A 14,839-nucleotide genomic window follows, 5' to 3' on the forward strand; every position below is an offset into this window, starting at 1 on the left:
GCCGCACAAAGCGTTAAATGCCCTTATCTACAGGTTTTGCTCAATCCATTCGCGAGCGATCACATCAGCGGACTCCTGATCCTGCGACGAACGCACATTCAGATCCAGCAAACCATCGGCAGTGAGCTTTGCCTGCACCTTGTTAAGCACCTCGACAGCCTTCGGATCAAGATCAGACACCGTTAGCGGCACCACGTGCGACGAGAGGAACATGCCCTGCGGATCGTCCAAAACCACAAGATCATTCACCTTAATATCCGGGCTGGCCGAGAAAATATTCGCCAACTGCACGTCACCATCAAGTAGCGCCTTCACCGTCAACGGGCCGCCCTTGTCCTCAATCGGTGCGAAATCAACATCCACACCGTAATGCTTCTTCAAGCCCTTCGGGCCATTCGGACGGTTCTCAAACTCAGAGCTACCAGCAACAACGATCTTGCCGTCATAGTTCTTCAAATCAGCAAGCGACGTGATTCCGTTTTCTTCTGAGAACTTGCGCGAGACCACGTATGAATCCTGATCCGTAGCCTCGGCCTGATCCAGCACCTGCAAGCCCTGCGGAGCAGTCTTCTTCAACTCCTCATAAATCGCATCCTTGCCGGTTACCTCATGATCCGGATTCCAGAACTGTAGCAGCGGCCCCGTGTACTCAGGACGAACGTCAATGGATCCGTCTTCCATTTCCTTATTCAAAACCTCGCGCGCACCGATCTTGAAGTCACGCTTCACGGCGAATCCCTCGGCCTCAAGCGCCTGCGCGTAAATCTCCGCGATGATCTCATTCGAGTAGTAATTCGACGAGCCGATCACGATCGCATCTTCGGCAGGCTTTGACGCCTCGCCCTGCTCAAACGAAGACGAACCGCCGCACGCCGCGAGCGACGCCGTCAAACCAACCGCCAACGCGGCGCCCAGAACACGTTTCAAAGACATAAACACTCCTACTATCGATACCTTCAACAAACCAAAGCGGGCGGCAACTCTTGCCTACGCTAAACCGGTGCTTCTGCGAGCATGCCTTTCACTGACCTTTACCGCAAGATGAAACACCAAATCCACAAACAACGCCAGCAAAATCACCAGGATAGCGCCGCCCAGCATCTCGTCATAACGCCGAGCCGACAAGCCCGAAAAGATGAACCGGCCCAAACCCGCATCCGCCACGTACGCAGCCAACGTTGCCGTAGCCACCACCTGTACCGCCGCTGAGCCAACACCGCCCATAATCACCGGGCTAGCCAACGGTAGCTCAACCTCGCGCACAATCTGCCACTCCGACATGCCCAGCGCGCGAGCCGCCTTCACCGCAGTCACATCAACATTTGCCACACCCGAATACGCGCCAGCCAACAAAGGCGGGATAGCCAGCACCACCAACACAATCACCGGCGCCTTCAAACCGATTCCCATCAAAAGGCCGAGCAGCGTCAGCAAACCGAGAGTTGGCACCGCCCTAGCAGCGCCGGCAATCGCAGCCACCACGCCCTGTCCCTTGCGCGTATGCCCCACTGCCACGCCTGCCGGCAGAGCCACCGCACTAGCAATCAACAGCACCACGAGCGCGATAGCCAGATGTTGGCCCAGGCGCACCCAGATCCCGGACGCACCCAACCAGTTGCCCGGATCCGCCACCCACGCAAGCGCATCAACCAACAAGTTCATCGTGCGCCCTCCTCATCGGCCGGCTCATCCTGCGTCACGCCCGCAACCACCAGCGGCCCCGGCCCGGGCCGCTCCGCCCTCTTCCACGGGAACAGTAGCCAACCAGCCAACACCGTCAGAGCATCCAACGCGAGCGCCAGCACAATCGTGAGCAGCAAACCCGTCACGACCTCGGCAATGATTCCACGCTGGAAACCATCCGTGAACAGCGTGCCGATACTTTGGATACCAATCACCGCGCCAACCGTTACCAAACTGACCGTGTTCACCACAACCACGCGCAGGCCCGCAATGATGATCGAACCGGCAAGCGGCAACTCAATACGCCAAAACTTCTGCCAAGATGAATAACCCATGGCCGTGGCGCTATCCAGCACTTCTTGCGGCACGGCTGCGAAGGCGTCCGCAGCCGTGCGTTGCAGCAGAGCAACGCCGTAGATGCTCAAAACGATCACAACCGCCGCTGCAGACCGGATCGAAACGCCCGTAATCGCCGGAATCACGATAAACATCGGCAAAGACGGCACCGCATAAATCACGCTGATCAGCGCAATCAAAGCCTCGCGCGTCAGCTTGTGACGATTCACCAGCCAACCCACCGGCACCGCGATCAGCACACTAACCAAAATCGCACTCACCGACAGCCACAGATGAAGCCAAACTAGCTGCGCAATCCACTGCGCGTTATTAGCCACCCAAGTCATTCAAGCGCCCCAAGCAGCCGGCCCGTAGCGTCCTCCACAATCCTCGAATCACCCCGCACACGCAACCTGCGCGCACCGGACGTGAGGCCAATAAATGACGCCACAAAATCGCTAGCTGGATTCGTAAGCAACTCATCGGGGGTACCCCGCTGGGCTATCTGCCCGCCCGAGCCCAACACAATCACGTCATCAGCCAGCGTGAACGCCTCGTCAATATCGTGGGTTACGAACAGAACCGTCTTGCCCAGCTCACGCTGCAACCGCGAAACCTCATCTTGCAACTCGCGGCGAACAATCGGATCAACCGCAGAAAACGGCTCGTCCATAAGCAAAATATCGGGATCGGCGGCAAGTGCCCTGGCCACCCCCACGCGCTGCTGCTGTCCGCCCGAGAGCTGCGCCGGGTAGCGATTAGCCAACTGCGCCTCCAGGCCCATCAGATCCATCAGTTCACGGGAGCGCTCATACGCCTTAGAACGAGACACGTCGCCCAGCAATGGAACCGTTGAAATGTTGTCGATGATCGTGCGATGCGGTAGCAGACCGCCCGCCTGCATCACGTAGCCGATAGAGCGACGCAACTTCACCGGATTAACCGTAGCTACGTCAACCCCATCGATAAGAACCCGCCCCTTCGTAGGCTCAATCATGCGATTGACCATCGACAACAGGGTGGACTTACCCGACCCCGATGATCCCACAAGCACCGTGGTTGAATGACTTGGCACAGTAAACGACACGTCAGAAACGGCCTGCGTGCCCCCGGGGTAGGTTTTTGACACGTCGTCGAACTCGATCATCGGTTCTCCTAGCTTCGTTTGCCCTAATCGTATGTAAAACCGCGCCGGACCCTGACGTTGAATCAGACAAACTCTGCCATAAAGCGCCGAAAGTCACATATAGATATCCCGAGGACGCCGCGGGGCATCCTCGGGATTGGTGATAATGCGGACCTGACCGCTAGAAAACCTTCCGGCCCTTCACCCGCGAAGAAGCGTTCTCCATCAGCACCTCTTGAATATCAGTGAGCTTGCGGCCCTTCTTACCGTGCGTGTGACGAACCCAAGAGCCATCGCCGCGCAAATGCCACGAAGTCACATCGTCAGAGGCCTCCGTGCGCAACAACTTCGACAAGTACGCAACCTGGCCCTCATCTGTGATTCGCACCAGGGCCTCCACGCGCCTATCCAAGTTGCGATGCATGAGGTCGGCCGAGCCGATCCACACCTCCTCGCTACCTTCTGGCCCGAAACAGTAGATACGCGAATGCTCCAGGTAGCGGCCCAGAATGGAGCGAACCCGAATGTTTTCTGACAGATCCTTAACACCTGCGCGGATCCCGCAAATACCGCGGACCACCAGATCGACGGGCACACCCGCCCTCGAGGCCCGATACAACGCGTCAATCACGGCCTCGTCAACAATCGAGTTAACCTTGATTCCAATGTAGGCTTCCTCGCCGCGCTTCTTGCGCTCAATCTGTTCATCAATGCGCTCAATCAGGCCCGAGCGGATCGACATTGGAGCAACCAGCAGGCGGTGGAACGTGGTGCGCGGAGCATAACCGGACAGTTGGTTGAACAAACGCGTGAGGTCCTGGCCAACTTCGCGGTCACAGGTAAGCAGGCCCAGGTCCTCATATCCACGAGCCGTCTTGGGGTGATAGTTGCCCGTGCCCACGTGGCAGTAGCGGCGCAAACCATCGGATTCTTCCCGAACAACCATTGACAGCTTGCAGTGCGTCTTCAGCCCAACCATTCCATAAACCACGTGCACACCCGCGCGTTCAAGCTTGCGCGCCCACGAAATGTTCGCTTCCTCATCAAAACGCGCCTTGATCTCCACGATAGCCACAACCTGTTTGCCGGCGTGGGCGGCATCGATTAGGGCCTTCACAATCGGGGAATCACCCGACGTGCGATACAGAGTTTGCTTAATCGCCAAAACCTTCGGGTCGGCCGCAGCGGTAGCCACAAAATGCTGCACCGACGTTGCGAAAGAATCATACGGGTGGTGGAGTAGCACGTCGTGATTGCGGATGGACGAAAAGATATCCCCCGCCCTCGCAGACTCGTATTCCGCCAGCCCCTTCGGCGTTACCGGCACGTACTTGGGATACTTCAAATGCGGCAAATCCAAATCATGCAGGTCGTTAAGCGCGGTCAGATCAAGCGGCTCTGGCAGGCGCAACACGTCTTGATCTGAAATCTCCAACCGGTCGATCAAGAAATCCAGCACCGTCTGCGAAATATCCTCCGCCACCTCCAGGCGCACCACCGGGCCAAAACGACGCCGAAGTAGCTCTTGCTCCATCGCGGTTAGCAGGTTCTCCGCATCATCCTCTTCGACTTCCAAATCCTCATTACGGGTCACGCGGAACGTGTGCGACTCCAGCACCTTCATTCCGGGGAATAGCGTATCCAAATGCGCGGCTATTACCTCTTCGAGGGGAACAAAGTTTGTGCCGGCCTTCGTGGCCGCGAGGTCTTCCGTAGCTACGCCCTCAAAATCTGGCATAACAGACTCGACATTAACAAGGCGCGGCAGCGACTGCGGCACCTTAACCCGCGCGAAATACGTCTTATCCGTGGCTTCGTTTAGAACCACCACAGCAAGGTTCAATGATAGGCCCGAAATGTATGGGAACGGGTGCGAGGGGTCGACCGCGAGCGGCGTCAACACGGGGAAAACGCGCTTTTGGAAGTACTTCGACAATGCGTCTTGCTGCGCGGAATCGAGTTCGCTCCACGAACGCAAGTGCAGACCTTCTTCATGGAGGAGGGGCAGGAGATCCTCGTGGAACGACTTCACCTGGCGGGCTGTAAGCTCACGCGTCAACTGCGTAATACCGTCCAGGATCTGACGCGGGGTCAGCCCCGATGCCGCGACCTTTGCGATGCCTGCCGCAATGCGGCGCTTCAAACCGGCAACGCGCACCATGTAAAACTCGTCTAAGTTCGACGAAAAAATGGTGGAGAACCAGGCGCGCTCAAGTAGTGGGAGTTCGGTGTCTTCAGACTGCTCGAGGACGCGGCGGTTGAAGCTCATCCATGAAAGTTCGCGGTCAGCAAACCTCTCTTTTGGTAACTCATCTACAGCTTCTGGAGCCTTCTTTTTGACGAGCAGGAACATGTCCTTTTGCTCTGCAGATGCGAAAGGCGCACCAGCCTGGTCCGTGTTTTCAAGGGCCTGCGGCTGCCTGCTGGACGAAATGTTTTCAGCCATCGTTTCTCGGTCTCACTTTTCTATTCAGAACCCAAGGGGCATCAGATTAGCCGGCCATTTTCCGATCTTATCGCCGCTTCATCCAGTTCTTTAGCGGTTTCAATCAGGGCGCGAGCACGACGGGTCACCATATTCGCGAGCCTGTCTTTGTCTGTGCGAATCCAGGTGGTGCCAAACGTTGCGCCCGATGCGAGGATCCTCATCACTAGGGCCGCGTCGCGCAAGAGCTTAGATAAATCTGCGCATCCGCCTCCCGTCATCAGCGCATTCAGTCGTTCAAAAAACTCGGCATCATCCGGCATTTGCGGCCGCGGATCTGCGTCATCCACTCCTGCGGTAAACGGGGCATTCAGGCCCTCCACGAACCTCTCGTGAACCTTGATTGAGTCGCGCTGGTACCACTCGTTCAGCAAATACAGACGCCACAGCGCGCCGGGGAGCGTGAACGCGGGGCTGCGTTCCCACAGGTCAGAAACTATGTCCACACCCTCTTCTTGGATTGCCGCAACCAGCTTCTGCACCGCGTTGTCACCAAACTCGTCATCAGCGAGGCCCAGCAGGGCGCGCGCGGACGTCATTGCTACCAAAGCCGCAGCTGCCGGATCTGAATCACCTTCGATTTTCTCAGCGTCTTCGAAACTAAGCATTGCGGGACGGTGGAACCTTGGCTGACTCATGATTTCAACCCCTTACATTAAAAACTGCTAACCCCATTGTCTCGCAAAACTAGCTTTCAAGCGCTCCAGCCGGGAAATAGGTAACAACACCATCCGGCTAGGGTCGCTTGACTCCTGCGCCATTCGTCCATGAATATGCGGGAGCCTGCCGTATACTTGTTTACATGAGTAGTAATGTTCTTAGTTTGCGCCTGCCGAAAGCCACGAAAGAGCGCCTCGACAACCTCAGCGCCCAAACTCGCCGCCCCGCCTCCGTTTACGTTCGCGAGGCGCTCGAAGAATACCTAGATGATCTAGAAGACTACTACCTGGCTGCAGAAGAACTAGAAGCGATCCGTGCCGGCAGGTCGAAGACCTACTCGCTTGGGGAAGTAAAGGCTGACCTTGGCCTGGACGATTAGAGTCTCTAAGGACGCGTTAAAGGAACTACGAAAGATTGACCGCGCCGACTCAAAACGCATCCTGAACTATATGGAGCAAATCAGCAGGCTCGGAAATCCGCACGCACGCGGAAAAGCTCTAACCGGCAACTTCGGAGGACTGTGGCGCTACAGAGTGGGCAACTACCGCGTAATTTGTGACGTGCAATCTGACGTGCTCACGGTACTCGTCCTGCGTGTAGGACATCGTCGTGAGGTCTACAAATAACGCGTTGGATGTCCAGCGTGTCAGGATTCGTAGCTTCGGAACATGCGGAAGCCCCTGCTCTCGCAGGGGCTTCCGACGGGTGGGCCCACCGGGAATCGAACCCGGGACCCACGGATTAAAAGTCCGTTGCTCTGCCAATTGAGCTATAGGCCCGTGCAGATCATTTTAACGCCTAGCAGGGCAACTGCCAAAACCTAAACCCATAACCGCAGCAACAAAAAGAGGAGGGAGCCAGCGGCTCCCTCCTCAACAATGCGAAAACTAGTTCTTCTTAGCCGCGAAGCTCAAGTACAAGCTAATCAAGCCCATCGCAACCAGAATCGAAATGACCCACTCAAGAACAGATCCAACGCCAATCGCACCCGCGATCCAGCCGCCAATACCTGCACCAAGCGCGCCAAGAATAATCGTCCACACAATACCCAGCGGCTGCTCACCCTTCATGAACAAGCGAGCAAGCGCGCCAATAATCGCGCCAACAACGATATACCAAATGATAGCTCCCATTATGGAAAACCCCTTTTCAATGTCTCAACAAGCCTCGCGTACGCCAGGCCTGACACTTTCCAACCTTTCAGAAAGCGCGCCAGACTTCACGCGCTAAACCCAAATGAGCGACGATTCGCACAAAAATAGGGCAACCAAGACTACAGAAGTAATGTTTCAATAAAGGTTCGGTCAGGTTTTCTTAATCTTTAATGCTCTCTTTTGCCTAGGCGTAGGAGGCCTCGACGCCATCCACACGGCAATCGACACAAACACCAAACCTGCAACCGCGGGCCACGCGGGGAACTGCCGCAACACCACAGCCCCCACAACCAAGGAGGTTGCTGGGAGCAATGCGTTTAACAACGCGAATGTTGGCGCATCGATCCAGCTCATAATGACCTGCTCAATGGAATACGGAACCACAGTAGACAAGAACGCTACGCCCACCACCGTCCAAAAGATTTGCGCAGACTCGAACGCCGATAAGAAGTCCCCCGCCACCACCGGGAAATACACCAGCGAACCCGTGGCCGCTGCAATCGAGAGTGAAGTAAGGCCCGACCTTGCCCTCGCGATCCGGCGCCCAATCAGGATATAGCCCGCCCACAAGCCGCCCGCCAACATCGCCCACAAGAACCCGGACACTCCAGCGGAGCTAGTCCTGTCAATACCGAATCCGGAGATCAGCACCACCCCTGCGAAAGCCACCAGGCCCGCAAGTTTACTCAGCCACCCTCGCCCAAAAATCACTGCAACCACCACGGGGCCGAGGAACTCTAGCGAAACAGCAACACCTAAATCTAAGCGAGCTACAGCCTCATAAAACGCTATATTCATTCCGGACATGACCACGCCAAACAGAGCTGACGCGCCCACTTCGCGAGGCGTCAAATGCTCCCGCCACGGCCTGCGCCATGCCAGCAACACCAGTGCAGCAATCGTGACTCGCCACCACGCCACCATCGTGGGAGCCATAACCGAAAACAACACCACCGCAAACGCGGCACCCGTGTACTGGGTTGTCCCGGACGCAATAAACAGCGCCGGCGCTAACGCGCGCCTTCCCGAACTATTCACCCGCAGTATGCTCAAACGAAAGCGACACGGAGTTCATGCAGTAACGCTGCCCCGTAGGAGTCTGCGGCGCGTCATCAAACAAGTGTCCCAAGTGAGAATCGCAATTCGCGCAACGCACCTCCGTGCGTACCATTCCATGCGAAGTGTCCTCAACATACTTCACCGCGGCGTCCTCGGACTTATAGAACGAGGGCCACCCGCATCCAGCATCAAACTTCGTCTGCGAGCGGAACAATTGCGCGCCGCACGCGCGGCAACGGTAGATCCCCTCGCGGTCCTCATTCAACAATTCGCCAGTGAAGGGACGCTCCGTGCCCGCCTCACGCAAGACGTGGTATTCCATCGGATTCAAGATCTCACGCCATTGCGCCTGCGTACGGGCCGCCGCATTCACATCAACCTTAGGAGTTTCCATAACTATTCCTGCTCCTCATCTTGAATCCGCTTCATCTCCGCCTCCACCAACTGCCGGGCAGGCTCATCGCCACCAAGCTTATTGATCGCGGTTTCCTCAGAAATATCACCAAGGCGAAGCGCCCGCAAAGTCTGCGTCTCAACCCGCTTGCGCTGCATCTCTTCGGAGGGGCCCTCCAGCTTCTTCGACCGCGCCTCGGCCTCTTCACTTCCCGAATACAAACGATCCCCAACCGTTGACGTCACCGCGCTATCATCCGCGCCCCGGGCATCATCATTAGCGGGAACTTCCGCGCTCGTGCCCTGCTGGATCGCAAGGAGTTCTGCGGGCGACAACACGCGCGTAGACTCCGGCTCGGCCAGCACTTTCGTAGTCACCTTGCGATCACGCAACCGCTTGCGACGCACCTTACTAGCCCGGTTCTTCGCCGCACGCATACGAGCCTCCTGCTTTGTTTGCGCCGGCGGCTCCTCAGGGTCAGGGCGCACCGCACTCTTCTCTCCCTCACGCTCGATATCGCGCAACTCGTTAGCGAGCTCCACAATCTCACGCTCGGAGCGATCCAGGTTAACTTCAACCACGTCCTCTTTTTGCACGCGAGTACGAGTCAGAGCGTAAGGAGCATTTTGAACCACCCAATCGATCAAATGCTCACGCATATAACAACGCAAATCCCACAGGTCACCAGAATTCCTGGCCGTCAGCGCAACGCGAACGAGCATCCACCCATCTGTTGCATCCGTAACCTGCACGCTAGAACTGCGCCTATCCCACAGGTCCGTTTCCTCAAGCAGCCGCTCAACTTCCCTACGAATCAAAGGAACGGGCGCACGCCAATCCAACTTCAGCTCCACAGTGCCGGCAAGCTTCGTATTAGCGCGCGTCCAGTTCTCAAACTTATTCTGCGTGAAATGGGTGGACGGAACAATGAAGCGCCGATCATCCCACGCCGCCAGCACAACGTAGGTCAGCGTGATCTCCTCAATCGTTCCGAACTGGTCATCAACCACCACCACGTCGCCCACACGAATCGCGTCTGTAAACGTGATCTGCAAACCCGCGAACGTGTTCGACAGCGAATCTTGCGCCGCAATGCCAGCGACCAAAGAAATCACACCGGCCGACGCCAAAATCGAGCCCATCGCTATTCGAGCCGACGGGAACGTCAAAATCACCGCAACCGCACCCAAAATCACGACAATCAACTGCACGAATCGGCGCAACATCTGAGCCTGCGTAGCTAGACGACGCGAGCCCGTTGCCTCCTTACGCTGCTTCGCGATGTCCTCAATCACGTACGCACTGGCGTAACACATCCAACTGACCATCACGATTGTGATAATCAGCAGCGTATGTTGCAGGGGCGGGATCCATGTAGCCGCATCTGTTGGAAGCACCTGCACCGTGTAATTCAGGCCAACCCATGCGCCCGCAACCAAGAACAGCGCGAAGAACGGGATCTTCACACGTCTTGCAAGCCAAGCAAAGTTCTCCGACTTGCGCGACACCACCCGCAGCGCGGCCCACGCCAGCATCGCTATCACCAGCGAAACCAGCACGCCAACCGCCACACCCGCAAAAAGTTGGAGTAGGTTCAGCGCATCCTGCACAGCTTCTTCAGCGTTACCATCCATACTTAAAGAGTAGGGGCTGGGGCGGACATTTTCTTTTCGGCGCGGCATACCCGCAACAACTTGATCGCCGGTGAGAGGCTTCACAACTTCACACTTTGCCAACATGAAGGTAAGTCGCGTAGACTTTGACGAGTCTGATCGCACGCATTGCGAGCAGAGGCCCCCATCGTCTAGCGGCCTAGGACACCGCCCTTTCACGGCGGCGGCACGGGTTCGAATCCCGTTGGGGGTACGTTGGCCCCGTAGCGCAGTTGGTTAGCGCGCCGCCCTGTCACGGCGGAGGTCGCCGGTTCGAGCCCGGTCGGGGTCGCTCGGTCAAGGAATCTTGACCAGAGCCTCTGTAGCTCAGTTGGTAGAGCGTTCGACTGAAAATCGAAAGGTCACCGGATCGACGCCGGTCGGAGGCACAGGTAACCCTCGGAAATCCGAGGGTTTTTCTGTACTCAAGCCTCTAGCGCTAGCACTAAATCAGAATCAGCGTGAATGGATATTCGCGTGCACATCGCAAACCGCGACCATTTCAACGACAATAGACACATGAGTGTACTCCAAGCCCTAACCACACCCACCGAACCCGCCATCATTGCCCGCGGCCTCACCAAAACCTACGGCAAAGGCAACGCCGCCGTCACCGCCCTCAAATCCGTAGACGTCACCATCGGACGCGGCGAGTTCACCGCCATCATGGGCCCATCCGGATCAGGCAAATCCACACTCATGCACTGCCTAGCCGGCCTCGACTCCATCACAAGCGGAGACGTAACCCTGGACGGCAACACGATCTCTAACATGTCCGAACGTAAACTCACCAAACTACGGCGCGAACAAATAGGGTTCATCTTCCAATCCTTCAACCTCATCCCCACACTCACTGCGCGAGAAAACATCACTCTGCCAGCAGACATCGCCAAGAAGACCGTCTCCAAAGAACGCTTCGACACCATCGTTGACGCCGTTGGCCTGCGCGACCGCCTGACCCACCGGCCCGCCGAAATGTCTGGTGGACAACAGCAGCGCGTTGCCTGTGCCCGCGCCCTCATTACCGAACCAACCGTTGTGTTCGCCGATGAACCAACCGGAAACCTAGACTCCAAATCTTCCACTCAAGTACTCAAATTCCTGCGTGAAGCCGTGGACGCCTTTGAGCAAACCGTCGTCATGGTCACCCACGACCCAACCGCCGCGTCACACGCCGATCGCATCCTCTTTCTTGTAGACGGACGCATCGTTGCCGAACTGCGCCAGCCCACACCTGGCAGCGTTCTAGATGCCCTGCGCGAACTCGACACCCTGCGTGAAACCGATCCGCAAGACGAGGACAACCCTGGCGCGTACCCCGTGCCGAGCGAGGATTCCACCCCCGCGCCCGAGCCTGCGCCCGGCGAGCACGAAGCGGTCCTCGAAAATCAAACCACGCCCGCCAAATCCGAAAGCTTTCAAGACGCCGAACGCCAACCCGGCGAAACCCTCGATGAAGCGCTACGGCGCATTGCTCCAACCGGTGAACTCGACGCCGAAACGCAAGACCTTCTTATCCGCGCGCAGAAGCTGCTGCATGACCTTCCCGGATCCGTCATTCCCGAGGACGACCTCGAACTGACCGGCCAAATCCCCATCGTCAAACGCGTTAAACCCGAACAAAACAACGCGCAAAACGGCAAGGAGCAGGCGTGATCAAAATAGCCCTGCGCGACGTCTGGGCGCACGCCACCCGGTTCCTCATGACAATCTTGTCAGTGGTGCTCGGCGTTGCATTCCTCTCCGGCACACTCGCCCTGCGAACCAGCCTCGAAGACACTTTTGTGCAATCCTTTGCCTCCACCACATTCGGCACCATTCAGGTGGAAGGCAACCCGATCTCCGACGACTCGAGCCAGCGCGCGCGAATCGACGTCGGTGCGGCTGACACAATCCGAAGCATTAACGGCGTTAAAGACGCCCAGCCCGTGTACATGAGTCCCATCACCGTGCTTCAAGACGGATCACCCGCCACCGGCGTAGGCACCGTCACCCTTGCCACCGGCGCGCTCACCGGCTTCACCCCCTGGACGATTGAAGGCAAAACACCGCGCAGCGAAAACGAAATCGCGTTCGAAGCAGCCGCCTTGAAACGCTACGACCTTGCCGCTGGCGACCGGATCGAATACATCGCCGGGGGCGAAAAGCACCACGCCCAAATCGTAGGCATCGTGCACCTGGCCGCGGAAGTCTCGCCCATCAACATCATTGCTTTCGACCAGGAGACCGCGCGTTCGCTCAGTCAAACGCCCGAGCTGGTGAATGCCATCGCCGTACAAACCGAAACCGACACGGACCTGGGCACCGCCATTCGCGACATCAAGAACAACCTTGGAGCGGACTACACCGTCAGGTCCAGCGATGACGCGATCGAGGAAGCCGCCGACAATGTCAAAGACACCCTTGGATTCGTCACCACCTTCCTGCTCGTATTCGTTGTTCTTGCCCTCGGCGTCTCCACATTCATCATCGCCAACACCTTCCACATGGCCGTTAAAGCTCGGCAAAAAGAGTTTGCCTACCTGCGTGCCGTTGGGGCCTCTCCCCTGCAAATCTTCCTCCAAGTTGCCATCCAGGCCCTAGTTATCGGGATCGTTGGATCCGCGCTCGGAATCGCTGCCGGCACCGGCCTACTAGCCCTCGCATCATTCGGTCTCCTCAAAGCCGGAATGGTCACCTCCCTTATCACCGCGCTGCCCCGCGACGTCATCATTACCGCGCTGATTGTGGGCATCGCAGTAACCCTTGTTGGAGCGATCCTTCCCGCCCGCGCCGCCGCGCACACCCCGCCAGTAGAAGCCATGCGGGAAGTCTCCGGCGTGCGTGAAGCACCGCTTTGGCCGCGCGCTCTCATGGGCGGCGCACTCATCACAGGCGGAGCTGTAGGCGTCTACCTTGGCGCGAAGCAGGTCGTTGACTGGGCGGGCACCTCCCTAGGACTTGGCGCCGGGGCCGTAGTCATTGGCGCGCTCATTGCCTCGCCAGCCCTCGCCAAAGGGATCCTCACCCTACCTGCCCTCGCGTTGCGCAAAACCCGGCTCGTAGCGCTGCGCATCGGCACCAAGAACGCCGTTCGCAACCCGCGACGCACCGGCGCCACCGCCGGCGCCCTTATCATCGGCATGGGCCTCGTAACCCTTGGAACCGTACTGGCATCGTCCGTGCAGGCTTCCACCACCGAAGCCATCCAATCCGAGCTACACGCCGACCTCACCATCACCCCCATCAGCCCCGGAGAATCCATCACCGATGAGGCCATCGCCAAAATCCGAGCCACCAAGGGCGTGAAATCCGTAGGGGACTCCTACACCAGCGCATTCGCGCCCACCACCGTAGATGGCGAAACCTTCCCCCTTGCGCTCACCACCGTGGACACCACCCGCCTCGCCACAGACTTCAAAGTACCCATGGCCAGCGGCGGCCTCTCTAACATAAACCGCGGCCAAATCCTGCTATCCAAGAACAGCGCGCAAGCACTGGGCCTAACCGTTGGCGACGAGCTCACCGTCCTTGGCAACCTTGGGCCAAAAACCATAACCATCGGCGGAATCCACGACTCCACAATCCTCACCACGACCTCCCTAATCTCACCCGATACACTCGAGGAACTGGGCCTGACCGCACTGGGGCGTTCCTTCGTCACCGTCTTCAAAACCGACCTGCCCCTAGACGAAGTGCAAGAAAATGTTCGCGCGGCTCTCGCTGACCAACCCACCATCGCCGTATACACCAAAACCGACCTGGTCTCCGAGATCGGTAACACCATCAACACGGTGCTTGCCATCCTCTACGCCCTGCTAGGCCTCTCCATCGTCGTGGCAATCGTCGGCATCATCAACACACTCGGACTGGCTGTCAACGAGCGCACCACCGAAATCGCACTCATGCGAGCCATCGGCACCAGCAAACTCCAAATCGCCGGGACGATCATCACCGAAGCGATCCTCACCTCCCTATACGGCACCATCATCGGCATCCTCATCGGGCTTGGCACAGGCATCGGCCTGGTCGCCTACACCAAAGAAGTAGGCATCTCCGTTCTCTCAGTCCCCTGGGCAACCCTGCTTGCGCTACTCACCGGAACCATCATCATTGGGATCCTCGCCGCCGTCGGCCCCGCCCGGCGCGCCGCACGTGCACCAATTCTCGAATCTATCGCCTCCGAATGAGCATGTGAGTTTTAGCTAGAAAGCACCGCTATTTCAAGCGACCAACACCGTTTCGTGACAAACTAGGAGCAGTGTGCCCTGCGCACAAGTATTCGCAGCCAACAAGGCCGCAACACAACCG

The 14,839-nt window shown here is 57.8% G+C and carries 14 protein-coding genes and 4 tRNA genes; 7 read left to right on the plus strand and 11 right to left on the minus strand.

The features are described from left to right. Positions 1 to 27 precede the first annotated feature (27 nt). The 6 genes from HMPREF1628_RS02115 to HMPREF1628_RS02140 all read right to left on the minus strand — a co-directional run bounded on the left by HMPREF1628_RS02115 (position 28) and on the right by HMPREF1628_RS02140 (position 6,268). Entirely contained in the window at positions 28 to 933 is a 906-nt protein-coding gene (locus tag HMPREF1628_RS02115; RefSeq protein WP_034507259.1) for a glycine betaine ABC transporter substrate-binding protein, read from the minus strand. Between the two features lie 54 nt (positions 934 to 987). Beyond that, a complete protein-coding gene (locus HMPREF1628_RS02120) occupies positions 988 to 1,662 on the minus strand; it encodes an ABC transporter permease (RefSeq protein WP_034507261.1) in 675 nt (224 codons plus the stop codon). After that, positions 1,659 to 2,366 carry an ABC transporter permease gene (locus tag HMPREF1628_RS02125; protein WP_034507263.1) on the minus strand — a complete coding sequence of 236 codons (708 nt, stop codon included), beginning with the start codon at positions 2,364 to 2,366 and terminating at the stop codon, positions 1,659 to 1,661. Before HMPREF1628_RS02125 ends, HMPREF1628_RS02120 begins: the two co-directional genes overlap by 4 nt. Continuing rightward, positions 2,363 to 3,166, minus strand: a complete 804-nt coding sequence (locus HMPREF1628_RS02130) for an ABC transporter ATP-binding protein (protein WP_034507265.1) — start codon at positions 3,164 to 3,166, stop codon at positions 2,363 to 2,365. The genes HMPREF1628_RS02125 and HMPREF1628_RS02130 overlap by 4 nt, the downstream gene beginning before the upstream one ends. Before the next feature lie 160 nt (positions 3,167 to 3,326). Further along, positions 3,327 to 5,591 (minus strand): RNA degradosome polyphosphate kinase, encoded by a 2,265-nt coding sequence (locus HMPREF1628_RS02135; RefSeq protein WP_034507266.1) that lies wholly within the window; start codon positions 5,589 to 5,591, stop codon positions 3,327 to 3,329. Positions 5,592 to 5,632: 41 nt separating this feature from the next. After that, on the minus strand, positions 5,633 to 6,268 hold the full coding sequence (locus HMPREF1628_RS02140) for a hypothetical protein (RefSeq protein WP_034507267.1): 636 nt from the start codon (positions 6,266 to 6,268) through the stop codon (positions 5,633 to 5,635). Between the two features lie 164 nt (positions 6,269 to 6,432). Here HMPREF1628_RS02140 and relB point away from each other — a divergent pair, with 164 nt between their 5' ends. Both relB and HMPREF1628_RS02150 read left to right on the plus strand, forming a co-directional pair. Then, entirely contained in the window at positions 6,433 to 6,669 is a 237-nt protein-coding gene (gene relB, locus HMPREF1628_RS02145; protein WP_034507268.1) for a type II toxin-antitoxin system RelB family antitoxin, read from the plus strand. Then, a complete protein-coding gene (locus HMPREF1628_RS02150; RefSeq protein WP_034507269.1) occupies positions 6,653 to 6,916 on the plus strand; it encodes a type II toxin-antitoxin system RelE family toxin in 264 nt (87 codons plus the stop codon). The genes relB and HMPREF1628_RS02150 overlap by 17 nt, the downstream gene beginning before the upstream one ends. A gap of 80 nt (positions 6,917 to 6,996) precedes the next feature. On the opposite strand, the gene HMPREF1628_RS02155 is transcribed toward HMPREF1628_RS02150, so the two are convergent. The 5 genes from HMPREF1628_RS02155 to HMPREF1628_RS02175 form a co-directional block, all read right to left on the minus strand. Continuing rightward, positions 6,997 to 7,069 (minus strand) — tRNA-Lys (locus HMPREF1628_RS02155). A gap of 108 nt (positions 7,070 to 7,177) precedes the next feature. Beyond that, positions 7,178 to 7,423 (minus strand): GlsB/YeaQ/YmgE family stress response membrane protein, encoded by a 246-nt coding sequence (locus HMPREF1628_RS02160; protein ID WP_034507270.1) that lies wholly within the window; start codon positions 7,421 to 7,423, stop codon positions 7,178 to 7,180. A gap of 171 nt (positions 7,424 to 7,594) precedes the next feature. After that, positions 7,595 to 8,482 (minus strand): EamA family transporter, encoded by an 888-nt coding sequence (locus HMPREF1628_RS02165; RefSeq protein WP_034507271.1) that lies wholly within the window; start codon positions 8,480 to 8,482, stop codon positions 7,595 to 7,597. Then, a complete protein-coding gene (msrB, locus tag HMPREF1628_RS02170; RefSeq protein WP_034500277.1) occupies positions 8,475 to 8,897 on the minus strand; it encodes a peptide-methionine (R)-S-oxide reductase MsrB in 423 nt (140 codons plus the stop codon). The genes HMPREF1628_RS02165 and msrB overlap by 8 nt, the downstream gene beginning before the upstream one ends. Positions 8,898 to 8,899: 2 nt before the next feature. Beyond that, positions 8,900 to 10,636, minus strand: coding sequence for a mechanosensitive ion channel domain-containing protein (locus HMPREF1628_RS02175; RefSeq protein ID WP_232219353.1), 1,737 nt, complete (start codon positions 10,634 to 10,636; stop codon positions 8,900 to 8,902). A gap of 54 nt (positions 10,637 to 10,690) precedes the next feature. Between HMPREF1628_RS02175 and HMPREF1628_RS02180 the strand changes: the two genes are divergently transcribed. The 5 genes from HMPREF1628_RS02180 to HMPREF1628_RS02200 all read left to right on the plus strand — a co-directional run bounded on the left by HMPREF1628_RS02180 (position 10,691) and on the right by HMPREF1628_RS02200 (position 14,718). Continuing rightward, positions 10,691 to 10,763: transfer RNA gene (locus HMPREF1628_RS02180), tRNA-Glu, on the plus strand. A gap of 4 nt (positions 10,764 to 10,767) precedes the next feature. Beyond that, positions 10,768 to 10,841 (plus strand) — tRNA-Asp (locus tag HMPREF1628_RS02185). A 24-nt stretch (positions 10,842 to 10,865) separates the two neighbouring features. Further along, a tRNA-Phe gene (locus HMPREF1628_RS02190) sits at positions 10,866 to 10,938 on the plus strand. 130 nt (positions 10,939 to 11,068) lie between these two features. After that, a complete protein-coding gene (locus tag HMPREF1628_RS08590; protein ID WP_198030384.1) occupies positions 11,069 to 12,205 on the plus strand; it encodes an ABC transporter ATP-binding protein in 1,137 nt (378 codons plus the stop codon). After that, positions 12,202 to 14,718, plus strand: a complete 2,517-nt coding sequence (locus tag HMPREF1628_RS02200; protein ID WP_034507272.1) for an ABC transporter permease — start codon at positions 12,202 to 12,204, stop codon at positions 14,716 to 14,718. The genes HMPREF1628_RS08590 and HMPREF1628_RS02200 overlap by 4 nt, the downstream gene beginning before the upstream one ends. The last annotated feature ends 121 nt before the right edge of the window (positions 14,719 to 14,839 follow it).

Source organism: Actinomyces sp. S4-C9 (assembly GCF_000758775.1).
GTDB classification, from domain to species: Bacteria; Actinomycetota; Actinomycetes; order Actinomycetales; family Actinomycetaceae; genus Gleimia; species Gleimia europaea.